Here is a 26,463-nt window from a genome sequence, read left to right on the forward strand (position 1 = left end):
AGTTGCAATATTTAAAAATTTGTTCTTTATTAAGGAAAGGTCATATCTAAGGGTGATAAAATGAATCGTTTAAATCAAATGTATAATGGTGAGCAAGTCATTGTAAAGGAAATAAATTTAAAAGAAGTTTATAAAGTTATTCTTAAGCGCTGGTGGGTAGTATTGCTGCTCGCAGTCATAACTACTATTGCTGGCTGGATCTATAGCCAACAAAATAAAACCATACCATTATACGAAACTTCTGCAAATATTATTATTAATGCCAATGCAGAGTATCGAAAAACTTTACAAGTAATCATTAAGGATACAATTGTCTTGGAAAAAGTTATAAAGGAACTTGGTTTGGAGAGGTCTCCTAGTTCATTGGCGTCACAAATCACTGTTTCAAGTATTGATAGCTCCCAGGTTGTTAGTATAAGTGTAGTTGATTCAAACCCGCAAAGGGCCGTAAATATTGCCAACACTACAGCCACGGTGTTTATTGACACGGTTCCTAAAATTATTGACCTTGAGGAAGTAAAATTCTTATCGGAAGCAAAACTTAATGAGACTCCTATTACAGTAGATAACGGGAATAAGATAATAATTGCTGCCTTTATTTTGGGAATCCTTGTTGGTTTAGGTTTAATATTTTTAATTGATTCACTTGATGATTCAATAAAATCAGAAAGGGAAATTGAAACAATACTGGGTGTTCATGTTTTAGGTAGCATCTCAACAATGAATAAAAAAAATTTGCAAAAAAGAAAAAGTAAAAGATCGGAGTTTACTATAAGAGGTGAGACAATTGGTTCTAAATAAAAGAAAACGATCGAAGTCGAATAAAAGGAGAAATCTTATTGCTTTTTCTAGTCCAGATTCAATTATTTCCGAACAATATCGTATGATTAGAACCAATATACACTTCCTAATTGGGGATAAGACAAATAATACTCTTCTTATTACTTCTCCAGGTAAAAATGAAGGTAAATCTACAACAACTGCCAATCTTGCTATATCAATGGCCCAGCAAAAAGAGAAGGTTCTACTAATAGATGGAAACTTTAGGGATCCGAGTATTCATAATATTTTTAAAGTACCTAATACATTAGGATTAACAGATATTCTAACGGATAAGGCAACTTTTCAAGAAGCTGTAAATATTTCCGTTATCGATGGATTGGATGTATTAACAAGCGGGTCAATTCCAACTAATCCTGTTGAATTATTAGCATCTCAAACAATGAAAAGCTTTTTGAAAAATATAAATTCCTTTTATGACTTTATATTGATAGATTCAACCTCACTATTGGAAGTGACGGATACAAAAATTATAGCAAACATTAGTGATGGAGTCATTCTAGTAGTAAGGCAGGAAAAAACCAATATAGAAAGTGCATTTGAGTCAAAAAAAGTTTTGGAATATGCAAAAGCTAAAATAGTTGGTGTAATTTTAAACGAAAAGAGGTAAAAAATTTTTGAAATTATGTTCGTTATTAAGAATGCTAAATGCGTTTTAAAAGAATATCGGTGATGTCTCCTTGCCAATATCAAAGGAGGCACTCGATCATGCTGTGGGTCCGTGACCTTAGACGCAAGTCGTCAGTAGTATGGTGTGAGGAGGGGTTAGATGCCCCAGTTTTAATTTTGGTAGGAAAATAGCATCTATTTGCGAACTTATCGTAGACAACCAATCATGCCCTTGAGTTCCTTAGGTCTCCTAAAATAGTACTAAATTACTATTTTCTAACCTTAAATCAGTTTTGGTTATAAAAATTTATTATTAATAAAGCAGTTTCTTTAAAAATGATTTAAAGATTTTAATGATAAGGTTTTGCACTAAAGACCTTATCATTAAAATCTTTAATATTTTGAGGTAGTTAAAATTTTATTAAAGGCGGGTTTATAATGACATATCGACAAAGACTTTCTTTATTTATTGTTGTTGATTCATTTATTGTTTTGACTGCAATATTTTTTGGACGTTTTTTAGTTAATGCGAGTCTTGATGTAATTCAATTACCAGTTATTATCATTTGTTTCGCGATCATCCTAAGTCATCATATTTTTTCACTTATTTTTAAAGTGTATAAAAAAGCATGGGAATATGCGAGTATAGGAGAGTTAATCATTATTTTTAAAGTCGTCACCTTGACGATATTCGTTGCTGCAGTTGTGCAGAAGACCATGATGAATGAAATTTATTTTAGATTATTGTTTGTTACTTGGCTGCTTCACATGCTTTTTATTGGAGGATCAAGATTTTGTTGGAGAATTTACCTAGATAACTATGTAAATAGGAAAGGTTACAAAAAACGGACTTTAATAATTGGAGCTGGGTCCGCGGGAACAATGGTAGCAAGACAATTATTAAAAAGTAATGACACTGACCTTTTACCCGTTGCCTTTATCGATGATGATAACAAAAAACATAGTTTAGACATTCTTGGTATTCCGGTATTTGGTGGAATAAATAGAATTGCTAATGCTGTAAGTGAGTTAAATATAGATCATATCGTTATTGCAATACCCTCTTTATCAAAGAGAAAATTAAATGCAATTTTTTTGGAGTGTGCAAAAACGAAAGCTAAAACGCAAATCCTTCCACTATTGGAGGATTTAGTTACGGGAAAAATAGCTGTAAATGAGTTTCGTGATGTTCGAGTTGAGGATCTTCTTGGAAGGGAACCAATTGAATTAGATATTGAAATTATTTCAGAATACATAACTAACAAAGTTGTGATGGTTACAGGAGCAGGAGGTTCAATAGGTTCAGAAATTTGTAGGCAAATATCACAATTTAATCCACAAAAATTAATCCTATTAGGTCATGGAGAAAATAGTATTTATTCCATCCAATTGGAATTAAATGAAAACTTTGGTCATTTACCGATTGAAATAATTACTGAAATTGCAGATACACAGGATGCTAATAAAATGATGTTTGTCATGAATAAGTATAAGCCCGATGTAGTATATCATGCTGCTGCACACAAACATGTTCCCTTAATGGAACGGAATCCCGATGAAGCGGTTAAAAACAATATTATTGGTACGAGAAATGTGGCTGAGGCTGCTAGTTGGCATGGAGTAAAGACGTTTGTCATGATTTCAACGGACAAAGCAGTCAATCCAACAAGTGTTATGGGAGCTTCAAAACGATTAGCGGAAATGATTATTCAAAATATGAATGGAAAAAGTCAAACAAAATTTGTTGCTGTTAGGTTTGGCAATGTGTTGGGAAGTCGAGGGAGTGTTATTCCTTTATTTAAAAAACAAATTGAAAAAGGTGGGCCAGTTACTGTAACTCATAAAGATATGGTTCGTTATTTTATGACGATTCCAGAAGCTTCTAGATTAGTGATTCAGGCTGGGGCGTTGGCTGAAGGTGGAGAGATATTTGTTTTAGATATGGGAGAGCCTGTAAAAATCATAGACTTGGCAACGAACTTAATAAAATTATCGGGACACTCGGTGGATGATATTGGAATTGAATTCACAGGAATTAGACCTGGCGAAAAACTTTACGAAGAATTATTAAAAGATGAAGAAGTAATAGAAAAACAAGTTTATCCTAATATTTATATCGGGAGGGTCGGAAGGCTATATCCGGAAGAAATTGAAGATATTATTGAAACATATCAAATACTAGATAATGAAATGCTAAGAGAAACATTAATAAGCCTTGCAAACGGAAAAGTCAGAGTACTAACAAAACCAATTATGCAGGCTTCAGGATAAGGGGGAAAATATAGATGAAGGTAAGGAAAGCGATTATTCCTGCAGCTGGTCTAGGTACTAGGTTTCTTCCTGCAACAAAGGCAATGCCGAAAGAAATGTTGCCAATTGTAGATAAACCTACAATTCAATATATAGTGGAAGAAGCAATCGAATCGGGAATAGAGGATATTATAATTGTTACGGGAAAAGGAAAGAGAGCCATTGAAGACCACTTCGATCATTCTTTTGAGCTGGAACAAAATTTATTTGAAAAAGGGAAATTTGATCTGTTAAATGAGGTGCAAAGGTCTTCGCAATTAGTCGATATCCATTATATTCGTCAAAAGGAACCAAAGGGCTTAGGTCACGCTATCTGGTGTGCACGGAAGTTTGTAGGAAATGAACCATTTGCCGTATTACTTGGGGATGATATTGTTCAAGCAGAAAAGCCTTGTTTAAAGCAAATGATTGAACAATATGAAAGATATAACGCCTCTATACTTGGAGTCCAAACCGTTCCAAAAAATGAGGTTTCGAGATACGGTATTGTGAATGGAAAAATGATAGGTGAGCGTTTTTACAATGTTAATAACTTAATTGAAAAACCAAGTAGAGAGGAAGCTCCTTCTAATCTTGCTATTATGGGTAGGTATATTTTAAATCCAAGAATTTTTGAAGTATTGGCAACTCAAAAGCCGGGTGCTGGTGGAGAAATCCAATTAACAGATGCCATTGCAGAACTTAATCATTATGAAGCAGTCTATGCCTATGATTTTAAAGGGACTAGGTATGATGTCGGAGATAAAATGGGTTTTATTAAAACGACTATTGAATTTGCTTTACAAAGAGAAGATTTAAGAAAAGATGTTTTGGAATACTTAACAACTAGGCTCGATGGTCAATTAATTGGGTGAAAATAATGAATAAAAAGGTGTTATTTTGCGCTACAATTGATGGACATTTTACCTCCTTCCATATTCCTTACTTAAAGTGGTTTAAGGAACAAGGGTGGGAAGTACATGTTGCCGCGGCGGGATATACTAACATCCCTTATGTAGATAAGAAATACAATATATCTATACAAAGATCACCAATGAAATATCAGAACATTAAAGCATATAAGGAATTAAAAAATATCATTAATCAAAATCATTATGATATCATACATTGTCATACACCAATGGGTGGAGTATTAACTAGGTTAGCTGCAATAAAGGCAAGAAGGCAAGGAACAAAAGTTATTTATACTGCACATGGGTTTCACTTTTGCAAAGGTGCTCCACTGATTAATTGGTTTCTTTATTATCCAATAGAAAAAACACTTGCGTATTTTACGGATTGCTTATTGACTATAAACGAAGAGGATTTCGACTTAGCAAAAAAACATATAAAAGCTAAAAGAATTGAACATATTCACGGGGTTGGAGTGAATACAGAACGATTCGCCCCGGTATTGGAATTTCATAAATCAGTATTAAGAGCACAGTATCATTATCAAAATGATGCTTTTTTATTGTTTTACGCAGCTGAATTTAATAAAAATAAAAACCAACAATTGTTAATTGAATCGCTGCCCTTAATAAAAAATCATGTTCCTAAAATAAAGTTATTATTTGCAGGTGATGGACCGCTGCTTGAGCATTGTAAACAGCTTACCAAACAACTTGAAGTTGAGGCATTAGTCGACTTCTTAGGAAAGCGCGACGACATCGATTTCCTGTTGAAAATGAGTGATATTACAGCTGCTTCTAGCATCAGAGAGGGATTGCCAGTCAATGTTATGGAAGCAATGGCTTGTGGACTTCCTATTGTAGCGGTTGATAATCGGGGACATCGGGAGCTCATTTCCCATAATATAAACGGCTGGCTAGTTGGAAAAAATAAAGTAGAAATGGCTAATAGAATTATTCAGCTTGCAAGTAATAAAGAGATTCGAAAACGCTTTGGAGCGCAAAGTAGAAAAATAATTGTTTCAAAATATAGCTTGAATAATGTATTGGAAGAAAAAAGAGTCATTTATAAAAATGTAATGAATGAGGTGGAGGAAGTTCAGTGGGCGGTCCATTAAGGGTATTACATGTAGCGGTCAATATGAATCGAGGTGGAGCTGAAACTTTAATCATGAATTTATACCGAAATATAGATAGATCCAAGATTCAATTTGATTTTTTGACATGTAAGCAAGGTGACTATGATAAGGAAATAATAAGCTTGGGAGGCAGAATTCATCGTATTCCATACATTTCCGAGGTTGGCCACTTTAAATACAAAAAGGAGTTAAATCATTTTTTCTTAAAAAATAGTCAATATACAATTGTTCATTCCCATCTAGATAAGATGAGTGGTTTTGTTTTAAATGCAGCCAAAAAGGCATGTATTCCAGTTAGAATATCTCATAGTCATAGTACAAGAAGTGAAGGAGGATATATCGCACGATTATATAAATGGTTTTCAGGGAAGTTATTACAGAAAAGTGCTACTCATTTAATAGCATGTTCCGAGCATGCTGCTAAATGGTTATTCCCAAGAGATTATAAAAATGCCAAGGTTTTAAAAAATGGCATTGATACTAGTAAGTTTGCTTTTTCAAAAGAGATGAGAAAGATAGTTAGAAAAGAATTAGAGATAGAAGATAATTTCTTCGTAATTGGCCATGTCGGAAGATTTTCACATGTAAAAAATCATCGTTTATTAATTGAGGTATTTGCAAAACTTCATAAAAACAACCAAAATTCTATTTTAATACTTGCTGGAGACGGACCATTAAAATCCTCTATTCAAAAAAGGGTTAAAGAATTGAATTTACATAAAAATGTTAAATTTATCGGAATCCGTAACGATATCGAAAGAATTCTTCAAGCCCTTGATGTATTTGTTTTTCCATCTTTTTATGAAGGTGTTCCTGTTTCATTAATTGAAGCTCAAGCTGCTGGATTACCTTGTATTATCTCAGATCAAATTACTCGAGATATCGATTTAGACTTAAATTTAATAAATTTTGTCCCCTTAAATGATCCTATCATATGGGTTGATAGGATAATGGAGAAGGTTTCAGTTATACAAAGAGCATCGTTTGACTCAAATGTTTTTTTGAATAAAGGATTTGATATTAAAAGTACAGCGAAACATATGACAGACTACTATTTTAAATGTAATGAGGTGAGTACACTTGAAAATACTAACTATATTTACGCCGACATATAATCGAGCATATTGCTTAGAAGTCTGTTATAAAAGTCTAGTCAACCAAACTTGCAAGGATTTTAGCTGGTTAATCATTGATGATGGATCAACGGATAAGACTAAAGAATTAGTAGAATCATGGCAATACGAGGACCTCATTGAAATAGTTTACCATTGGCAGGAAAATAAAGGAATGCACGGGGCGCATAATACGGCTTATGAGATGATTCAAACAGAACTGAATGTTTGTATAGATTCTGATGACTACATGCCGGAAAAAGCTGTTGAAAATATTGTTAATTTTTGGAGACTAAATGGTAACAAAAATGTGAGTGGGATAATTGGTCTCGATTCATATTCTAATGGAAAAGTTATTGGAACCAAATTACCAACAAATATTAAAAGCTCCACATTGTTCGACCTTTACAATAAATATAGAGTAACTGGAGATAAAAAACTTGTATATCGTACAGAATTGACAAAGATGTATCAGTACCCAGTATTTATAAATGAAAAATATGTAGGTCTCAATTACAAATATTATATGCTTGATAAGAATTTTGAATTACTCTTGATGAATGAAGTTCTATGTTGTGTAGAGTATCTTCCAGATGGTTCATCCCTAAATATGCTCCAGCAATATCGAAGAAATCCCAAAGGATTCGCATTTTATCGAAAGGAATTAATGAATTTACCTTTTGCAACTACTTCATTTAAATTTAGGCAAGCCATCCATTTTGTATCTAGCAATATGTTAATGAAAAATAATTTTTTAAAAGATTCCCCAAATAAGTGGATTACTATTTTGGCAAGTCCATTAGGGGTACTATTGTATTGTTTCATTTTACTTAAAACAAGAGGGAAAATTATGTTTAACTAATTTAGTTTTATTAGGATGGTATAGCAAATGACTATTTTATGGTTTAATCTTGCTATTGTATATATATGTGCTTTTTTTGCAAGATACTCATCTACTCCTTCATTATCTACTGGGGCAATAGTTCAATCAAAGCCTAATAAAATATTAGTGTTTTGCACAATGATAGTATTAGTTTTGGTTTCAGGTCTGAGATCAAATATTGGAGATACTTATTTTTATAAGCATGCATTTAAAATTAATGATTTCAGTTGGAGTGATTGGAAAAACCAAGAAAATATTGGCTTTTGGTTATTTCAAAAATTCTTGAAAAACTTTTCTGATGATCCGCAAATACTAATTTTTACAGCTGCTTTAATTACAAATATCTTAATAATTCTTGTTTTATATAAATATTCAAAAATGATTGAATTAAGCATTTATGTTTATATTTGTGGAGGTTTATATTTAGTCTCAATGAATGGTATAAGGCAGGTAATGACTGCTACCATACTGTTCACGGCAACAAAATTTCTAATTGAAGGCAACTGGATTAAATATATTTTAATTGTTCTATTTGCATCATTGTTTCATGAAAGCGCACTAATATTAATACCTATTTACTTTATAGTTAGATATAGAGCTTGGTCGAAAACTACCATGATTCTATTAAGTAGTTCCATTATCATTGTTATAGGATATGAGTATTTTTCTTCATTTTTATTTGCGGCAATTGAGAAAACTCAATATGGCCATTATTCAGATTTCGATGAGGGAGGGGCAAATATAGTCAGAGTTGCCGTTCATGGAGTGCCTTTATTCATTGCATATCTTGGAAGGGAAAAACTAAGAACAATTTTTCCGAGCAGTGATTATATCGTTAATATGGCTCTAATCGGTTTTATGTTTATGATTATCTCAACCCAAAATTGGATATTTGCCAGGTTTAGCATTTACTTTACTTTATATCAGTTAATTTTAATTTCTTGGATAGTATTACTATTTCGTAAACAGGATCAAAGGCTAATCTACTTTGCATTAGTGATTTGTTATTTACTTTATTTTTTTTATGAGAATGTCATGACGCTTAATATAGTGTATAGAAGTAATTACTTCGGCAGTTAGGAGAATATAAATGGATGTACCAAAGAGGGTGTTGCATGTTGTCAGTTCGATGGATCGTGGCGGTGCAGAAACACTTATTATGAATGTTTATAGACATTTAGATCGTCAAAAAGTCCAATTTGATTTCATTACTCACAGTGATAAAACGGATGATTTTGATCAAGAAATTATCGAATTAGGTGGAAATGTTTATAAGATTCCTAGTCTTGGAACATCGGGACCAATTCGCTATTTAAGAGATTTAATAAAAGTTATGTCTTTAAATAAATATGTTGCGGTACATGCACATACTGATTTTCAAAGCGGTTTTCCAGCTCTGGCGGCGAAAATATGCAAAATCAATCATAGAATCTGTCACTCACACAGTAATAATTGGATGAAAAAAGGGTTTAAAGGATATGTAATATTAAAAGCACTTCAATTATTAATAAAAATTTCTGCAACAAAATTGTGTAGCTGTAGTGAAGAAGCAGCAACTTTTTTGTTCGGCAAACATTTTAATAAAGTAGAAATTCTAAAAAATGGAGTTAATATTAATGAATTTTTACAAGCTGAGACGGACAGCAGGGAGAGAGTTCTAGAAGAATTATCTATACCGTCTAGTTCTAAGATCATCGGTCATATTGGACGCTTTTCTGAATCAAAGAATCATCTATTCCTGTTAAAAGTGCTAAAAAAGATGATTAAGAGAGATCCTAATTTTATTGTACTCTTAGTTGGTGAAGGGCCTTTAAGACATACAATTGAATTGGAAGCGGAACGATTAAACTTACAAAAGCATGTGAAATTTTTAGGAGTTAGATCTGATATCCCCAAATTAATGAAAACCTTCGATATCTTTCTATTTCCATCTAAATTTGAAGGATTCGGCATTGTTCTTTTGGAGGCTCAATGTGCTGGAACACCTTGCCTAGTAGCAAATAATGTTCCTAAAGCTACAGATATGGGACTAGGGCTCGTAACCTATTTACCAATCGAGGATAGTGAAGATAAATGGTGTGATAGCTTGCTGCATTCTTTAAGCATTAAAAAGCCAAATAGAAACATCATTTTTAAAAATGTTTCAAATCTCGGATTTGATATTAAAGACAATGTGAATGAATGGATAAAATTATACGGATTAGGTAGTACATGACGAGAGGTTAATAACAATGAAGAAAAATATTCTTATATCTTCCTTTGATCTGGGAGTAGGTGGTGTTGAGCGAAGTTTAATCGGATTATTACAAGCAATTGATTATAGTAAGTATGATGTCGATTTAATGCTTTTTAAACATGAAGGTGAGTTTCTTTCATTCTTACCACCAGGACCAAACTTATTAGGCGAAGTTCCCCAATATAGTACATTTAGAAAATCGATTAAAGAAACGATTGAAGAAGGTCACTACAATATAGGGATTTCAAGAATACTAGCTAGAACTTTAAGCACTATGCAAGGAAAATTATTAAAAATAGACGAACCTGGATATTTAAATATCCAATATGGTTGGGAAATGGCTCAAGCGTTTCTTCCAAAATTACATAAAGAATACGATGTGGCCATAGGATTCCTATGGCCACATCATTTTATAGGGCGAAAAGTAAAAGCTAAGAAAAAAATTGGTTGGATTCATACAGATTATTCTAATATTCATGTAAATAAAAAGTTGGAAAATCGAATGTGGAATCAGTTAAATCAAATTGTGGCAGTTTCCGAAGATTGTTCGGAAACTTTTTTGAATTTCTTTCCTAATAATAGAGAAAAAACCGTTGTTATTGAAAACATTCTTTCACCAATAATTGTGCACGAACAAGCAAAAAGTGGGGAAGCACTAGAAATTGAAAAATCAACCGGCAAAACGGTAATAGTGACAGTTGGTCGACTCTCACATGCAAAAGGAATTGATCGGGCAATTAAAGCATGTAGTGAATTGTTAACAAAGGGATACGACATCACTTGGTATGTTATTGGATTTGGCCCGCTTGAAAATGAACTTCATAAATCAATAAATGATTTAGGACTAAATCAGAGATTTTTTTTATTGGGCAAGAAGGTTAATCCATATCCATATATTAAAGCATGTGATATTTACGTTCAGCCTTCTAGATATGAAGGAAAAGCAGTAACCGTCCGTGAGGCACAAATTTTAGAAAAACCTGTAGTCATTACGAATTTTCCTACCGCACGAAGCCAAGCACAGGATGAATATGATGCATTGATTACACCCGATAATGTTGAAGGTATTGTAAATGGGGTTCAAAGATTAATTGACGATTTGGACTTAAAAGGGCAACTAATTTCAAATGTAAGCAAAAGTAATTATGGAAATGAAAAAGAAATTGAAAAGTTGTATCGATTAATCGGGGGGTAAAAAAAGGGGGGAGATTAAAATGGCAGTACTAATCACAGGAGGGGCAGGCTATATAGGAAGTCACACATGTGTGGAGTTATTAAAAGCAGGTTATGACATTATCGTACTTGATAACTACAAGAATAGTCATCCTGAGTCTCTCAACCGTGTAAGGCAAATTACGGGTAAAGACTTTAAAGTGTATCAATGTGATTTACTAGATGAAAAGACAATTGAAAAAGTGTTCGAGAAAAATAATATTAATGCAGTTATCCATTTTGCTGGTTTAAAAGCGGTAGGAGAATCGGTTCAAATTCCCCTTAAATACTATGAATGTAATATACTTGGCACCGTGTATTTATGTAACGTTATGAAAAAGTATAATATTAAAAATCTAGTTTTTAGTTCATCGGCAACCGTATATGGAGTACCGGAAAGTATTCCAATTTCTGAAGACTCACGGATAAAAGCAATGAGTCCCTATGGTCGAACGAAGCAAATGCTTGAAGACATATTACGTGATCTTTATACATCAGATCAGGACTGGAGTATTGCATTATTACGATATTTTAACCCAATCGGAGCCCATGAAAGTGGTCTAATTGGAGAAGCTCCTAGTGGAATCCCGAATAATTTAATGCCTTATATCACTCAGGTTGCGATTGGAAACTTAGAGGAACTTACTATCTTTGGCAACAATTATCCAACAAAAGATGGTACGGGTGTAAGAGATTATATTCACGTAGTCGATCTAGCAAAAGGCCATTTAAAAGCATTAGAAAAAGTGTCCAAATCGACAGGAGTGGAAGCATATAATCTTGGAACTGGGAAAGGATATAGCGTCCTAGAAATAGTGGAGGCATTTGAAAAAGCTTCAAAAATCAAAATACCATATAAAATTACAGAACCTCGAAAAGGAGATATTGCCATTAGTTATGCAGACCCGTCTAAAGCGTTGAAGGAGCTAGGGTGGATTGCTGAAAAAGGTATCGAAGAAATGTGCATGGACTCTTGGCGATGGCAATGTAAAAATCCAAATGGATACACAGTAAACCAAGAAGTTTTATCAAAATAAAAGATATAGCTAAGGAATAAAGTGAGGAAGATATAGAGATGAGTTTGTGTGAAGGGGAGTTTCAAAAGCAATTCAGAGAATTGTTGGAAGATATATACACAAAGGGACAAGAAACCGAATCCTTATTATTTGAAGATGTTATGGATGAAATAGAAACAAAACTAATAATGTTGCTAGAAATAGCAAATTAATGGCTAGGAGTTGTGAATAGATGAAAAGACTCTTAGATTTTTTATGTTCCGTATGTATGCTAATAACATTTTTTCCACTTATAATTTGCATTGGACTGCTAGTTAAAATGAAACTTGGCAGTCCTATTTTTTTTAAACAACAACGCCCAGGTTTAAATGGTAAACCATTTTATTTATATAAGTTTCGTACAATGACCGATGAAATGGATGAAGATGGAAAACTTAAGCCGGATGTAATCAGATTGACTTCGTTTGGAAAGTTTTTAAGGAAATATAGTCTTGATGAGCTGCCACAACTTATTAATGTTTTAAAAGGTGAGTTAAGTTTAGTAGGTCCACGGCCTCTTTTAATGGAATATTTGTCATTGTATACAGAAGAACAAGCAAAAAGGCATCTTGTTAAGCCTGGTATTACTGGATGGGCTCAAATAAACGGTCGAAATACAATAAGTTGGGAAAAGAAATTTGAATTAGATTTATGGTATGTCAACAATCAAACATTCCTTCTTGATATAAAGATATTATTTTTGACGATAAAAAAGGTTTTGTCTTCGGAAGGAATTAATCAAAGTGAACAAGTTACAATGGAAGGTTTCAAAGGAACAACATCGTTGGTAAAAGAGGGACAGTAAGAAACTTTAATTATTGAATAACTAAAAAAGATAAACAAAATAGCCAATTGGAAATTTGAAAAATGTATTGAAAATTGATTCTCATAATTATAAGAATAAAACATAATTGGAGGAGGAATTGATGAAAAACCCTGTGAAAAATGAAAAAGTTTTACTTTCTCCACCACATTTGTCCGGGAATGAATGGAAATTTATACAAGAGGCAATTGATACAAATTGGATTGCCCCTCTAGGACCACATGTGGATGGATTTGAGAAGGAAATGGCAAACTATTTAGGAGTGAAAGATGCAATTGCTGTCAGCTCAGGAACTGCAGCTATTCATTTAGCTCTTTCTTTGCTAGAAGTCAGTTCGGGTGACATTGTATTTTGCTCGACTCTTACTTTTGTTGCTAGTGCAAATCCAATTCTTTATCAAGGTGCTATTCCTGTTTTTATTGACTCGGAGCCTGAAACATGGAATATGTCACCATCAGCATTGGAAAAGGCTTTTTGCGATGCTGCTTTATCAGGAAAGTTACCAAAGGCTGTTATTGTTGTCAATTTATACGGGCAAAGTGCTAAAATGCAAGAAATTTTAGCTATTTGCAATCGGTATAATGTACCAATTATAGAAGATGCTGCGGAATCCCTCGGATCCGAATATCAAGGTAGAAAGAGTGGCACTTTAGGGGAATTTGGTATTTTTTCATTTAATGGAAACAAGATTGTAACTACATCAGGTGGTGGAATGCTTGTATCCGATAATGTTGAAGCGATTCAAAAAGCACGGTTTTTAGCAACTCAAGCTAAGGACCCTGCACCATACTATCAACATAGCATATTGGGATATAACTATCGCATGAGTAATGTTTTAGCTGGCATTGGAAGAGCACAACTTCAGGTTTTAGATGAAAGAGTTCTATCCAAAAGGAAGATATTTTCAAAGTACTATGAAGAATTATCGGAATTGCCTGGTATTCAATTTATGCCTGAATTAGAAGGTACATTATCAAATAGATGGTTGACTACTTTTACCGTAGACTCGATAAAGAGTGGGATATCAGCAGCAGAAATAATTCAAGCTTTTACGGATAAACATATTGAAGCTCGTCATGTTTGGAAACCACTCCATTTACAACCTCTATTTAATGGAGCGAAATATTACCCGCATCAAGAATACAAAAATATTTCTGAAAAGTTATTTAAAACCGGCATATGTCTACCTTCCGGATCTAATATTAATGATCAAGAACAAATGAGGGTGATCGAGAGTCTTAAAATAGCAATTAGACAAAGAACTGAGATGACCCATCCTATAACGGGATGAGAGAGGTAAAAATATATGATAGGAAAATATATTTATGAAATTAGAAAAAGTAAGGGTCTAACTTTAACCGAACTAGCCGATCGAGCGGGAATAGCAAAATCATATTTAAGTAATATTGAAAGAAGTGTAAATAAAAATCCTTCAATTAATGTGGTAGAAAAAATTGCTAATGTATTAGATATTGATGTAAGGATGTTATTAAATTCCAGTGTAGATCAAAAGTCTATCCAACTAGATGAGGAGTGGGTTAATTTTGCTCGTGAACTTAAGGAATCTGGAGTCGACAAGGAACAATTTGCTGAGTACAAAACACTGTTGGAATTTATTAAGTGGAAAAATAGAAATGATGAAAATAATTAAGGTAAAGAGTAAAAGTAGGGGATTGTATGTTGCCAAAGGTAAGTGTAGTAGTCCCAATATATAAGGTTCAAAAGTATATTCGTAGATGTATAGATAGCATTGTAGAACAAACGTTTCCAAATGTTGAAATCATATTAGTTAACGATGGTTCTCCAGACAATTGTGGACAAATAATAGATGAATATGCAAAAAAAGATCATAGAATTAAAGTTGTTCATAAGGAAAATGGCGGATTATCAGATGCCAGAAATAAAGGGATGGAATACGTAACTGGAGAATATACACTTTTTGTAGATAGTGATGATTGGATAGAAAGGAATATGATTGAGGAATTAGTAAAAATAAGTTTAGATAATCAAGCCGATGTTGTTCAATCGTCTTTTTATTATGCCTATCATGATTATTTGCTCTATGATAATCGTTACTTTTCAAAGAATCATCCTAACAAATTATTGAATAATCATGAACTTATGTATGAATTGATATGTAATGAAAAAGTTAAAAACTTTGCTTGGGGAAAACTTTATAAAACGAATCTTATAAAAGATCTCCAGTTTAAAAAAGGTGTTCTGTTTGAAGATGTATTTTGGTCACATCTTGTAATGCAAAGGGTTCATACATACGTGATAACGCATATACCAATGTATTATTATTTTCAACGAAGTGAGAGTATTGTATTCAATTATTCACTGAGGAACTTGGATATTATTGAGGGATTAAAGGAAAGACATAAATTTGTTGAACAATATTATCCGAATTTGATTAATGAGTCCTTTAAGGTTATCTTATCAAATTGCTTAATCCATTATAATTTGCTTCTTTTGAATCGGGGAATTGATAAAGACGGAAATAGTAAGAAATTGATTAGGTCATTTATCAAGCTGAAATATAAGGAATTTCAGCTTGCCGTAGAGGGAAATAAAGAACTAAAAATACAGCTTCAATTTTTCAGTGTCCATCCCATAATAAATATTTGCTTTTTGGCGATTAGGAAATTATTTAGAAAAATAAAGCTTCTACCTCAACCTATTGGATTAGAGAAAAAAAATCTTAGTTTTAAAGTGTAAAAAGGGGATTATATATATGAATCGGCTAATAGGTAAACTAAAAATTATATTTAGCCTCATAATTATTCAAGTATTCAATTGTTTTCCTATAAAAAACAATAAAATTATTATGACAAGTTATTATGGGAGTCAGTATGGATGTAACCCAAAATATATAACGGAGTATATTATTCAGAATGTTAAAGAACAGTATGATATCGTATGGGCTTTTAATGATATTAAACAGTTTGAACACATACCGTATATTAGGAAAGTTAAGAACATGTCATTAAAGTACTTTTATGAATTATGCACTTCAAAAGTAGTGATTACAAATTATAGAACGACTGATTTGTTTATAAAAAGAAAAGATCAATACTATATTCAAACATGGCATAGTTCATTAAGGTTAAAACAAATTGAAAAAGATGCAGAAGATAAAATTCCACAATCTTATATTGAAATGGCTAAACGTGATTCTAAAAAATGTGACCTCTTACTATCTGGAAGTAAATACACTACAGATATTTTTAAGAGGTCTTTTTGGTATGAGGGTGAAATTTTTGAACATGGTACACCTAGAAATGACGTGTTTTTTAGCCATTCAGGAGAATTAAAATCAAAGGTATTTAATTCATTGAACATACCTAGTGGTTCTAAAGTGATTTTATATGCCCCTACTTTTAGGAATCATCAAGATTACACGGTTTATGAATTAGAATATGAAAAAATTATTGATACTCTAGCAAATACATTTGGTGGGAAGTGGATATTTTTAGTTAAATTACATCCACATTTAATCCCAGTATCTAATAAGGTCATTCAAGGCAACCAAGTTAAAGATGTAACAAGATATAACGATATTCAAGAATTACTAAAAATATCTGATGTATTGATTACGGACTATTCTTCTTTAATGTTTGACTATGCAATGACACGAAAAGCATGTTTTTTATATGTTCCTGATTATGAAGATTACGTCGAGAAAGATAGAAACCTATATTTTAATATTTTGGATTTACCATTTAGAGTTGCAACGAATAAGGAAGAACTCTTATTTAGAATTAATACTTTTGATTCCAATGCCTATTCTCGGGATTTAAATCACTTTTTCTTTAAAATCGGGTCCTATGAAGATGGAAAGGCAAGTGAAAATTTAGTTCGCAGAATTAATAATATCTGTTTTGGTGAAAGTAGGGAGATTATGAATGAAGCCGTATAAAATAGGATATACAACTGGAGTTTTTGATTTATTTCATGTAGGACATTTAAATATTTTAAAAAGAGCAAAGGAACAATGTGAATATCTGATTGTAGGAGTTAGTACGGATGAATTAGTGATGGAATATAAAAATAAATTGCCAGTTATCCCTCATCAGGAAAGATTTGAAATTGTAAAAGGAATTAAATACGTCGATATGGTTGTACCACAAACAAATAGAGATAAGTTTTTGGCTTGGGAAAATCTTCAATTTAATGTCATGTTTGTTGGAGATGATTGGAAAGGCAATGCACTTTTTAACAAACTTGAAATAAAGTTTAAAAATGTAGGGGTAGATATTGTTTATTTCCCGTATACTATAGGAGTTTCTTCTACGATTGTGAAGGAGAAAATCAATATCTAAAATCATGAATAGATATATTTCATTCACTAATTCATTGGGATTTAATGAAAACATATCAAAAATAAAGAGCTTTATTTTATTGTTTCATTGTAAACCATTGATGCCAAAAAACCCTTTGAAAAGGTTTTTAGTTATTTTTAACTATCTTAAATTTAATAATAAGAAGAAAGATCATGAGGAATATTTCCTCCCGGTAAATGGTGATATTTATTTTAAAGTGGGAGATTCCAATTATAAAATTATTTCTTTTAAAAAGGATGTTATTTATACAGTTTTAATCACTTATGATAAGCAGCTGTATAAAAAACTCAATTATCGAAAATTTACTAAAACGTATGAAGAAAAATTAAATATTGTTAAAAAAACGGAGTAATTAAAGGGAAGTTTTATAATGGACATCACCCCAATTTATTAAAGATAAAACCTTATTTGCTGTTACAAATGAAACCAAAAACAGTATCAATTATATATTTATCTCCAAAACTTTCACTTTGAAAATTTATTATTATTTTATTTAGAAGATATATATTTAAGATTAACTCAATTTGAATCAAGAAAGTTTGCAAATGACTTTTCTAAACATATTATATTAAACATATGTAAATTTGAAGATGAAATAAAGATAAATAGTACTTATAAGGAGAAAAAAATTGGATAATAGAATGGAACAAAAAAAGAAAGAGAATATATTGTTTGTTATAGATTCATTAGATTGTGCTGGAGCAGAAAAAAGTCTAGTAACATTACTATCTCTTTTGGATTATTCGAAGTATTCGGTTGATCTTCTTTTATTTGCACATGGGAATATTTTGGAAAAATTGGTACCAAATAAAGTAAATATTTTAAGTCCACTCTCTTATACAAAATATTCCTCACTAAGTATTAACGAAGCTTTTTTACTTTCAATAAAAAAAGCTAATTTTAATATGTTTTACTCTAGGATAAAATATTCAATTGCAATTCGTTTGCAACGCTTAAGAAACTCACAGAAAGCAAGGGTTTATTGGGAAAATGTTTCAAAAGTAATAGAAAATAATCCTAAACAGTACGATATTGCAATTAGTTATGCACAAGGTGTTCCGACATTTTATGTTGCCGAAAAAGTAAAAGCTAAGAAAAAATTTGCCTGGGTAAACGTTAGTTATCGATTAGGTGGAAAAGAAAAAGAGTTTCAAAAAAAATATTATGACCAGTATGATAAAATTGTTGCCGTTTCTGATTCAACAAAAGATATATTTTTAGAAACGTTTCCTGAGTACGTAAATAAAATGGATGTAATTTACGATATTAATAATCCGAAATTTATCTTCGAAATGTCAAAAATAGGTGATAGTTATGAAGATGGGTTTAATGGCCTAAGAATTCTTACGATAGGAAGACTTGCACTACAAAAAGGATATGATCTTGCCTTAGAGACATGCGCCATCCTTAAAGAAAAGGGAATAAATTTTAGATGGTATGCATTGGGAAAAGGACCATTAGAAGAAGAGATTAAAGATAAAATAGTTAAATATGATCTAACTGAGAACTTTAAATTGTTAGGTGTTAGAGCAAATCCTTATCCTTATATTAGAGACTCCGATATTTACGTACAAACTTCAAGGTTTGAGGGATTTGGTCTAGCTATTGCGGAAGCCAGAATGCTTAATATTCCTGTAGTAACTACGAATTTTGATGCTGTATTTAATCAAATGAAGGATGGAAAGAATGGTCTTGTAGTTGATATGGAACCAAATGCTATTTCTGAAGGAATAATAAAACTGATAAATGATGTAAAGCTAAAAAATAATATAATTGAGTACTTAAAAACTGAACAAAAAGGAAATATTGAAGAAATTGATAAATTTTATAGATTAATTGGATAGGATCATAATTTAGTTATTCACTGTAATTGAAAATCTGATTTAATGAATGATAATTTGTGAGAGTATAAAAGATATATAAGTACTTATTACTAAAATGTAGCTTATGCAAGTCTATAGGACTTCATAAGCTATTTTCTTGTACATAATAGAGTAAATGAAGACGGAAAATTATTAGTTCTTTATCTTTCAAAAAATTGTTGATTAGTATTAAATAAATTTAATTATGACTAATCTTTGTTGTTTTACTGAAATAGACATATTCCAAGATAAGTCTAATATATTGATTTGAAAAATTTAGAAGTACAGAAAATAAACAATTATATATTTGCTAAGGAAAAATGCGGCAATATAAGTTTTCCGTAGAGAAATGTAGTAGTATAAAATTTTTTTGGAGACGTGATACGAAATGAACATTTTAATATGTAGTGTAGGAAGACGAGTTCAATTAATAGAATACTTTAAAAAAGAATTTAATAAGATTGAAGGAAAAGTAATTGCTGTAGATTGTGATCCCACTGCACCAGCTCTTTACCATGCTGATTATTTTGAAATAGTTCCACGAATAGACCATCCAGAATATATTTCCGTACTCAAAAGTATCTGTCTGAAGTATGAAATAAACGGTGTTTTATCATTAATTGATCCTGAATTAACGCTATTGGCTAGTATTAAGGAAGAATTTGAAAAAGATAATATTCGTATCATTATTTCTGATAAAGAGGTAATTGACTTATGCTATGACAAGTACAAAACGTCAAAATATTTACAAAAAAATAACCTTCCATTTGTTCCTTCATACAGAGATTTTGAACTGGTAAAACAAGATTTAAATAACGGAGTTTTAACATTTCCATTAATTATTAAACCTAGAAAAGGGAGTGGAAGTAAAGGAGTATTTATTGTAGAGAATCTTCATGACCTTCAGCTTTTTTGGAGTGAAGATAATGATTTAATTATACAACCTTTCATTGAAGGAGATGAATATTGCGTAGAGTGTTATATAGACTTATTAACTAACGATACAGTAAATTTATTTAGTAAAAGGAAAATTAATATGAGAGCAGGTGAAACGGATAAATCAATTGCTATTAAGGACCCTGTTTTGAACGATCTTACTTATAGGCTAATCTATACGTTAAAACCCAGCGGACCTATTGATATTGATTATTTTAAAACAGTGGATGGAAAATATATCATTTCTGAAATTAACCCTAGATTTGGTGGCGGGTATCCATATGCTTATGCAATGGGGGAAAACTTTATTAAAAGTATTATAAGTAATTTAAAAGGTATTTCGAATCTTCCATATGAGTCATATTTAGGTGAGTACGTAGAAGGCAAAACAATGGTTAGATATGATCATTTTATAGTTTTATAATCTATGCTATTTAAGGCATGGATTAATATTATTGATTAATAGGATAAGAAAGTTTGTGATTCTAATGAAAAAGAAAATCTTCTTCATGGTTATTAATATGAATGTTGGCGGAACTGAAAAGGCACTTCTCAACATGATTTCAGAAATGCCGAAAGATAAGTTTGATATTACAATATTAATGCTAGAAAGGTATGGGGGTTTTATAGACTCAATTCCAATCCATGTTAATGTAAAGGTTTATAATGACTATAAAAAAATTAAAGAATTGATTACACATCCTTTGCATATTACGGGTATAGGCTTTCTAAAAAAGAGAAATGTAATAAAAGGATTTACATTCCTTTTATTTTATTTTCTTACAAAAATAATTGGCGAAAAGAGTCTTTTTTATAAATATTTATTAAAGGATTATCCAGTTGAAAAAATTGAATATGATATTGCTGTAGCTTATGCTGGCCCAATGGACTTCATAAGCTATTTTATTGCACATAAAGTTAGAGCGAAAAAGAAAATCCAGTGGATTCATTTTGATGTTACAAAAATAGGTTTTAATAAACGATTTTCAATAAAGACATTTAAGAAATATGATCAGCTCTTTGCTGTTTCAAAGGAAGCAAAAGATAAATTGATTGATTTCTTACCTTCATTAAAAAATCGAATAGATGTGTTTTTGAATATTATATCTTCAACAAATATTAAAGAATTATCAATTATTGGAGAGGGATTTAACGATAGCTTTGAAGGCTACAGAATATTGACTGTCGGAAGACTTTCATTGGAAAAGGGTCAAGATTTAGCAATTAAAGCTGTCTCAAAATTAATACGTGATGGGTATAAGATTAGGTGGTATTGTATCGGAGATGGAAGTTCAAAAGATGAATATGAAAAATTAATAACACAATACAACTTGGAAAAACATTTCATTTTATTAGGAACCCATACTAATCCCTATCCGTTTATAAAACAATGTGATATATATGTCCAGCCGTCTAGGTATGAGGGATATTGTATGACTATATTAGAAGCAAAATGTCTAAATAAGCCGATCCTAACAACTAATTTTAATGGAGCAAATGAACAAATTAAAAATTATCAAACTGGCATTATTGTCAACTTCGATGAAACGCAGTTGTATCAGGGAATTAAAACATTAATTGATAATCAAAGCTTAAGGAAAAAGATTAGAGAGAATCTAGAAGAAGATATTGAAACAAATATATATGAAATTGACAAGTTAATTAAAATAGCAGGTCTTTAAAATTTATAAGAATTATCTTAAGAAAGTTGAAATGAGTTATAAAGAAAATCAATAATGGAAAGTATAATGGTTTTTCAGGACATTAAACTGCTTTCTCGACCCATTCCTAAAAACATGAAAAGATAATTATGAAAGAAAATTAAAGAGGCAGAATTTCTTAGATGATGATGTGGTTCGAAAAGTTTAGGTTGGAAGGGAAATCATAGCTAACAGACATAATTAAAAAGGTGTGAGAAGATTGAAAGAGTCAATGAAAAGACTAATAATTCTGTTTAATGAAAGAGAAAAGAAAAATTTAATATTTTTGTTTTTTTTGATGATAATAGCAGCGCTGTTTGAAACGGTTGGTATAGGGCTTATTGTTCCCTTTGTAGGTATACTTACTAATCCCAAAATAATTAAAGAACAGGAAATACTATCATTTTTTTATAATTTACTTGGATTTGAAACGGCTACTACTTTTATGATTTTTTCTGTAATAACATTACTTTTAATTTTTGTCTTTAAAAATATTTATCTACTATTCTTTCAATATGCTCAATATAAAGTAATCTTAAATCAACAAGTTAGACTTTCTCAGGATTTATTTAGAGAATATTTAACTAAACCATTTAGTTTTCATATACAACGAAACTCTGCAGATTTATTAAGAAATGTAAATAGTGAGGTTTCAAAAGTATTTCAAGGAATTATTTTGTCTGGCTTCCAATTATTCACAGAAATTCTTGTAATTATATGTATTAGTATCCTACTATTAATGACAGCTCCTTTAGCAACATTAACAGCTTCTATCCTTTTAGGTGGAAGTGTTTTTTTATTTTTTAAGATATTTCGTAAGAAAATTAGTCAATTAGGTATTGAGCAACAAAAAGTAAATGGTACGATGATCAAATGGGTGAATCAAGGACTGGGAGCAAGTAAAGAGGTAAAGGTAGCAGGAAAAGAAAACTTTTTTGTTAAAGCTTATACGAAACATAGTCAAGTTAGAGCCAACAATAGTCGATATATAAAAATGCTTGAAAATGTTCCACGGCTTTTTATTGAAACGTTGCTAGTGTCTGTAGTACTTATTACTATGTTAATGATCATTCTTCAAGATACTAATACATCGCAACTAATATCAACAATGGCTTTATTCTCTATGGCAGCATTCAGATTGATGCCTTCTATAAATCGTGTAGTGGGAATGATTACAACAATTCGTTATAGTCAACCCGCTTTAACTGTGATCTATGAAGACTTATTTAATAATCGAGATAAGACTGGCAAAATAACGAATGTAAAAGAAGATGAAATTTTCTTAGTTAACAAAGGAGAAAGAATATTTAATAATTCAATACAATTGACTAATGTATCTTTTCGATATCCAAATCAAAAGAAATACTCAGTTAAAAATATCTCTCTTACTATTCCAATAGGGAAATCAGTAGCATTTATAGGTGAATCAGGTGCGGGAAAAACAACAATAGTAGATATAATTTTAGGTTTATTTGAACCTGAACAAGGAAGAGTTCTAGTTGACGGAAAAGACCTCTCCAATCAAAAGAAACTCTGGCAGAAGAAAATTGGATATATTCCACAATCTATATTTCTCTCTGATGATTCTATCAAAGGGAATATTGCTTTTGGTGTAGAAAACGATTTAATCGATGAAAAAGAAGTATGGAGAGCATTAGAGCAAGCTCAACTTAAAGAATTTGTTGAAAGTCTCCCTGATAAATTAGACACTACTGTAGGTGAAAGGGGAGTGCGGCTTTCGGGTGGTCAGCGTCAACGTATAGGAATTGCAAGAGCTTTATATCATAATCCGGAAATACTATTTATGGATGAGGCTACGTCAGCCTTGGATAATGATACAGAAAAAGAAATTATGTTGGCAATTGATGGTTTAAAAGGAGAAAAAACATTAATCATTATTGCTCATCGACTAAGTACTATAGAAAACTGTGATATAGTTTATGAAATTAGTAATGGTAGGTTAAAATCAATTTGTAACGAAGTAAATAAATCTGTAATTTAATTTTCAATGAATTAAAATAAAGTGAGTGAATATCTTGAGGGTAGAAAAAAAAATAATTTATGTGAAATTATATGGGCTTTTTATAAGCTTAGATAAAAATTTAATAATTTTATTATGGTTACTTTTAAATAAAACAAATCCGTTTAATTTACATGTAGCCGCATCAAAAAGATATTTTCAACTTTTTCCTTCATGTTTATTAAAGTTCCTAAGAGTATTAAATATTATTAGAAAACTAATGTTAATAAAAAAATTTATTGGTGTAAAAAATTATCCAACAATAAGTGTTGATTTAGATGGGCATATACTTTTAAAAACTTCAGGTGGCTTAAAAGTATTTGATTTAAAAAATGAAATAGTAGCCTCTCAATACACATCAGTATATAAAAAAGAAGCTTTTATTAGTTTAGTAAGAAGGCTTGAGGCTATTCAAAAATATAATATTTCTCCAAAAATAATCGAGGTTGATTTTCCAAATAAATGTATCTATGAAGAGTTTGTAAATTTTTATAAAGCGGAACGTTTTGAACTAGGATCGAATTATTTAATGGATAAGATTTTACCTGTATGGGAGGAAATTACGAGAAATACTCCCTTCACTACAATCTATTTAATTGAATACATTACGAATCAAAGGGATTATATTTTAAATAAAATTAATGATCTTGAGAGGCAAGGATTTGATATATGTCAACTTAGGACTATTTCCACTTTTGTAGATAATATCTATCATAATTTGATTGAAAAAAACAAGAAAACATATATTTATTTGACATTAACACATGGAGACCTTCACGCATGGAATATTCTTATATATAGTAACAATTCGAAAGTAATAGATTGGGATACTGTCAAAGAAAGGTCCTTATTACATGATTTTTATTATTTGTTAATTCATAAGATGCTTGGAAGAGGTATCGATAAAAAATTTTTAATTGAACTAAATAAATTAGAATCAATAATATTATTAAAAATTAAAAATTTATTTAATGAATCTAATTTAGATCTTAACTTATATAGAAAGTTATTTTACTTGGAATCTATTTATTTAGATATTGAAAATAGAATAGATGTAATAACCAACAAGTATAGAATTGAGGAAGGTATATTAAGGATGAATGAGTCTATTAAAACTTTTACTAAAATTGAGAAAAACTAATATCTAAGAAAGAGCTTGATTTTAAATAACTTGAATAAAGTGGATATAATAAAGCAAAACAAATAATTAGCAGAATATAAGTGAAGAAATTTGTTATTTAAGTAAAAATGTGAAGGGGAAGATCGTGCTAGTATAACATGAGAGTTTCCTAAGGAGAGGATACAGGAAAAAATTCTAGGTATAAGAGCGATAGGAATATGTATATTACAATAAATAAGGAGTTGCTCATTTGGAATTTACGAAATCAGATATGAACATGACGAAAGGAGTAGCCATTTTATTTATGCTACTCCTTCATTTATTTTGTAGAAAAGAAATCAATGGATTGTACGAAACCTTCATTTACATTAACGATGTACCTTTGCTTTATTATTTTTCATTATTTGGTGATGCTTGTGTTCCGATGTATTGTTTTGCAAGTGGTTACGGATTGTATACCAGTTATAAAAAGACAGAAAATTACAATGTAAAGAAAAACTTGTTTAGAATTACAAAACTTCTTACAAATTTTTGGATCATTTTATTTCTTTTTGTAGCTATAGGATTCTTTGCCGGAAACGCCGAAAAATATCCTGGTAGCATTACAGAATTTTCACTTAATTTTTTTGTTTTATCCAATTCTTATAATGGCGCTTGGTGGTTTTTACAAACCTATATTATTCTTGTTCTCGTATCACCTTTAATTTTTAAAATGATTATAAAATACAATTCATTTCTGTTACTTATAATAGTTGGTTTTATTTATTTCGTGTCTTATGTTCAAAGAATTAAACACATTTTAGATTTTAGTGACTACCCAGTAGTATTATCAATTGTAAATGCAACAGTATTGGTTGGGACTTCGCTTTTACCTTTTATAATCGGTTCAATTTTTGCCAAAGAAAAAATTTATTCTAAATTTCATCAAAAGATGAACGGACTTCCACACAAAAATACCATCTCAGTTATTGGAATATTACTACTAATAGTTATTCATTCTATTTACGAATCCATGATAATTGCTCCTATAACGGGAATTATATTTATTTGCTTTTTTAATGTTATGAATAAAAAAGATAGAATCAAAAAGGTACTAAACTATTTTGGAAACCATTCAACAAACATATGGTTAACACATATGTTTTTTTACATGACGATGTTCAGTGAATTAACTTTTGCTCCTAAATATCCAATATTTATATATGCATGGTTAATAGTACTTTGTCTCATGTCTTCATACCTGATTAAAGTGATTTTCAACCCAATTAGTATACAAATTGATAAAATGTCTGTTGCGAATATTAATCGCCTAAAGCGAATCGAGGGATAAAACGTATAGTGGTAATCATTATTATTTCAAGAAGTACAAAGGA

The 26,463-nt window shown here is 30.9% G+C and carries 24 protein-coding genes; all 24 read left to right on the plus strand.

The annotated features are described in order from the left end of the window. Positions 1 to 60 precede the first annotated feature (60 nt). Positions 61 to 801 (plus strand): YveK family protein, encoded by a 741-nt coding sequence (locus MT489_RS16750; protein WP_244682711.1) that lies wholly within the window; start codon positions 61 to 63, stop codon positions 799 to 801. Continuing rightward, positions 788 to 1,450 carry a CpsD/CapB family tyrosine-protein kinase gene (locus MT489_RS16755; RefSeq protein ID WP_244682712.1) on the plus strand — a complete coding sequence of 221 codons (663 nt, stop codon included), beginning with the start codon at positions 788 to 790 and terminating at the stop codon, positions 1,448 to 1,450. The genes MT489_RS16750 and MT489_RS16755 overlap by 14 nt, the downstream gene beginning before the upstream one ends. A gap of 437 nt (positions 1,451 to 1,887) precedes the next feature. After that, complete coding sequence (locus MT489_RS16760; protein WP_244682713.1) at positions 1,888 to 3,720, plus strand: polysaccharide biosynthesis protein; 1,833 nt, start codon at positions 1,888 to 1,890, stop codon at positions 3,718 to 3,720. Between the two features lie 14 nt (positions 3,721 to 3,734). Further along, a complete protein-coding gene (gene galU, locus MT489_RS16765; protein ID WP_244682714.1) occupies positions 3,735 to 4,613 on the plus strand; it encodes a UTP--glucose-1-phosphate uridylyltransferase GalU in 879 nt (292 codons plus the stop codon). A gap of 2 nt (positions 4,614 to 4,615) precedes the next feature. Continuing rightward, positions 4,616 to 5,767, plus strand: coding sequence for a glycosyltransferase family 4 protein (locus tag MT489_RS16770; protein ID WP_244682766.1), 1,152 nt, complete (start codon positions 4,616 to 4,618; stop codon positions 5,765 to 5,767). Continuing rightward, the gene (locus tag MT489_RS16775) at positions 5,752 to 6,903 is read left to right on the plus strand and encodes a glycosyltransferase family 1 protein (protein WP_244682715.1); all 1,152 of its coding nucleotides are present in this window, start codon (positions 5,752 to 5,754) and stop codon (positions 6,901 to 6,903) included. Before MT489_RS16770 ends, MT489_RS16775 begins: the two co-directional genes overlap by 16 nt. Next, positions 6,869 to 7,762, plus strand: coding sequence for a glycosyltransferase family 2 protein (locus tag MT489_RS16780; RefSeq protein WP_244682716.1), 894 nt, complete (start codon positions 6,869 to 6,871; stop codon positions 7,760 to 7,762). Before MT489_RS16775 ends, MT489_RS16780 begins: the two co-directional genes overlap by 35 nt. 27 nt (positions 7,763 to 7,789) lie before the next feature. Continuing rightward, the gene (locus MT489_RS16785; protein ID WP_244682717.1) at positions 7,790 to 8,863 is read left to right on the plus strand and encodes an EpsG family protein; all 1,074 of its coding nucleotides are present in this window, start codon (positions 7,790 to 7,792) and stop codon (positions 8,861 to 8,863) included. Positions 8,864 to 8,873: 10 nt separating this feature from the next. Further along, entirely contained in the window at positions 8,874 to 9,998 is a 1,125-nt protein-coding gene (locus MT489_RS16790) for a glycosyltransferase family 1 protein (RefSeq protein ID WP_244682718.1), read from the plus strand. Between the two features lie 16 nt (positions 9,999 to 10,014). Beyond that, on the plus strand, positions 10,015 to 11,214 hold the full coding sequence (locus tag MT489_RS16795) for a glycosyltransferase (RefSeq protein WP_244682719.1): 1,200 nt from the start codon (positions 10,015 to 10,017) through the stop codon (positions 11,212 to 11,214). A gap of 19 nt (positions 11,215 to 11,233) precedes the next feature. Next, positions 11,234 to 12,268 carry a UDP-glucose 4-epimerase GalE gene (gene galE / locus MT489_RS16800; RefSeq protein ID WP_244682720.1) on the plus strand — a complete coding sequence of 345 codons (1,035 nt, stop codon included), beginning with the start codon at positions 11,234 to 11,236 and terminating at the stop codon, positions 12,266 to 12,268. Between the two features lie 38 nt (positions 12,269 to 12,306). After that, positions 12,307 to 12,459, plus strand: a complete 153-nt coding sequence (locus tag MT489_RS16805; protein WP_244682721.1) for a YwzD family small protein — start codon at positions 12,307 to 12,309, stop codon at positions 12,457 to 12,459. Between the two features lie 20 nt (positions 12,460 to 12,479). Then, a complete protein-coding gene (locus tag MT489_RS16810) occupies positions 12,480 to 13,091 on the plus strand; it encodes a sugar transferase (RefSeq protein ID WP_244682722.1) in 612 nt (203 codons plus the stop codon). 121 nt (positions 13,092 to 13,212) lie between these two features. Further along, on the plus strand, positions 13,213 to 14,400 hold the full coding sequence (locus tag MT489_RS16815; RefSeq protein WP_244682723.1) for a DegT/DnrJ/EryC1/StrS family aminotransferase: 1,188 nt from the start codon (positions 13,213 to 13,215) through the stop codon (positions 14,398 to 14,400). Between the two features lie 15 nt (positions 14,401 to 14,415). After that, on the plus strand, positions 14,416 to 14,760 hold the full coding sequence (locus MT489_RS16820; protein ID WP_244682724.1) for an XRE family transcriptional regulator: 345 nt from the start codon (positions 14,416 to 14,418) through the stop codon (positions 14,758 to 14,760). A 26-nt stretch (positions 14,761 to 14,786) separates the two neighbouring features. Next, positions 14,787 to 15,827, plus strand: a complete 1,041-nt coding sequence (locus MT489_RS16825) for a glycosyltransferase family 2 protein (RefSeq protein WP_244682725.1) — start codon at positions 14,787 to 14,789, stop codon at positions 15,825 to 15,827. Positions 15,828 to 15,843: 16 nt separating this feature from the next. Then, positions 15,844 to 17,028: a CDP-glycerol glycerophosphotransferase family protein gene (locus MT489_RS16830; RefSeq protein WP_244682726.1), complete on the plus strand. Its 1,185-nt coding sequence runs from the start codon at positions 15,844 to 15,846 to the stop codon at positions 17,026 to 17,028. Further along, complete coding sequence (locus tag MT489_RS16835; protein ID WP_244682727.1) at positions 17,015 to 17,431, plus strand: FAD synthase family protein; 417 nt, start codon at positions 17,015 to 17,017, stop codon at positions 17,429 to 17,431. Before MT489_RS16830 ends, MT489_RS16835 begins: the two co-directional genes overlap by 14 nt. Before the next feature lie 650 nt (positions 17,432 to 18,081). Beyond that, positions 18,082 to 19,296, plus strand: a complete 1,215-nt coding sequence (locus MT489_RS16840; RefSeq protein ID WP_244682728.1) for a glycosyltransferase — start codon at positions 18,082 to 18,084, stop codon at positions 19,294 to 19,296. A 406-nt stretch (positions 19,297 to 19,702) separates the two neighbouring features. Next, positions 19,703 to 20,674, plus strand: a complete 972-nt coding sequence (locus MT489_RS16845) for an ATP-grasp domain-containing protein (protein WP_244682729.1) — start codon at positions 19,703 to 19,705, stop codon at positions 20,672 to 20,674. 64 nt (positions 20,675 to 20,738) lie between these two features. Beyond that, complete coding sequence (locus MT489_RS16850; RefSeq protein ID WP_244682730.1) at positions 20,739 to 21,932, plus strand: glycosyltransferase; 1,194 nt, start codon at positions 20,739 to 20,741, stop codon at positions 21,930 to 21,932. A 229-nt stretch (positions 21,933 to 22,161) separates the two neighbouring features. After that, positions 22,162 to 23,952: an ABC transporter ATP-binding protein gene (locus MT489_RS16855; protein ID WP_244682731.1), complete on the plus strand. Its 1,791-nt coding sequence runs from the start codon at positions 22,162 to 22,164 to the stop codon at positions 23,950 to 23,952. A 34-nt stretch (positions 23,953 to 23,986) separates the two neighbouring features. Beyond that, positions 23,987 to 25,111, plus strand: a complete 1,125-nt coding sequence (locus MT489_RS16860; RefSeq protein ID WP_244682732.1) for a phosphotransferase — start codon at positions 23,987 to 23,989, stop codon at positions 25,109 to 25,111. 229 nt (positions 25,112 to 25,340) lie between these two features. Further along, on the plus strand, positions 25,341 to 26,420 hold the full coding sequence (locus MT489_RS16865; RefSeq protein WP_244682733.1) for an acyltransferase family protein: 1,080 nt from the start codon (positions 25,341 to 25,343) through the stop codon (positions 26,418 to 26,420). The last annotated feature ends 43 nt before the right edge of the window (positions 26,421 to 26,463 follow it).

Origin of the sequence: Lederbergia wuyishanensis (assembly GCF_022900255.1) — a bacterium.
In the GTDB taxonomy this organism is placed as follows: domain Bacteria; phylum Bacillota; class Bacilli; order Bacillales; family Bacillaceae_C; genus Lederbergia; species Lederbergia wuyishanensis.

Excerpts from the sequence above, each read along its gene's own strand:
- MT489_RS16750 (WP_244682711.1), top strand. The coding sequence starts at position 61 with ATGAATCGTTTAAATCAAATGTATAATGGTGAGCAAGTCATTGTAAAG.
- MT489_RS16760 (WP_244682713.1), top strand. The coding sequence starts at position 1,888 with ATGACATATCGACAAAGACTTTCTTTATTTATTGTTGTTGATTCATTT.
- galU (WP_244682714.1), top strand. The coding sequence starts at position 3,735 with ATGAAGGTAAGGAAAGCGATTATTCCTGCAGCTGGTCTAGGTACTAGG.
- MT489_RS16785 (WP_244682717.1), top strand. The coding sequence starts at position 7,790 with ATGACTATTTTATGGTTTAATCTTGCTATTGTATATATATGTGCTTTT.
- MT489_RS16790 (WP_244682718.1), top strand. The coding sequence starts at position 8,874 with ATGGATGTACCAAAGAGGGTGTTGCATGTTGTCAGTTCGATGGATCGT.
- MT489_RS16795 (WP_244682719.1), top strand. The coding sequence starts at position 10,015 with ATGAAGAAAAATATTCTTATATCTTCCTTTGATCTGGGAGTAGGTGGT.
- galE (WP_244682720.1), top strand. The coding sequence starts at position 11,234 with ATGGCAGTACTAATCACAGGAGGGGCAGGCTATATAGGAAGTCACACA.
- MT489_RS16805 (WP_244682721.1), top strand. The coding sequence starts at position 12,307 with ATGAGTTTGTGTGAAGGGGAGTTTCAAAAGCAATTCAGAGAATTGTTG.
- MT489_RS16810 (WP_244682722.1), top strand. The coding sequence starts at position 12,480 with ATGAAAAGACTCTTAGATTTTTTATGTTCCGTATGTATGCTAATAACA.
- MT489_RS16815 (WP_244682723.1), top strand. The coding sequence starts at position 13,213 with ATGAAAAACCCTGTGAAAAATGAAAAAGTTTTACTTTCTCCACCACAT.
- MT489_RS16820 (WP_244682724.1), top strand. The coding sequence starts at position 14,416 with ATGATAGGAAAATATATTTATGAAATTAGAAAAAGTAAGGGTCTAACT.
- MT489_RS16825 (WP_244682725.1), top strand. The coding sequence starts at position 14,787 with ATGTTGCCAAAGGTAAGTGTAGTAGTCCCAATATATAAGGTTCAAAAG.
- MT489_RS16830 (WP_244682726.1), top strand. The coding sequence starts at position 15,844 with ATGAATCGGCTAATAGGTAAACTAAAAATTATATTTAGCCTCATAATT.
- MT489_RS16835 (WP_244682727.1), top strand. The coding sequence starts at position 17,015 with ATGAAGCCGTATAAAATAGGATATACAACTGGAGTTTTTGATTTATTT.
- MT489_RS16845 (WP_244682729.1), top strand. The coding sequence starts at position 19,703 with ATGAACATTTTAATATGTAGTGTAGGAAGACGAGTTCAATTAATAGAA.
- MT489_RS16850 (WP_244682730.1), top strand. The coding sequence starts at position 20,739 with ATGAAAAAGAAAATCTTCTTCATGGTTATTAATATGAATGTTGGCGGA.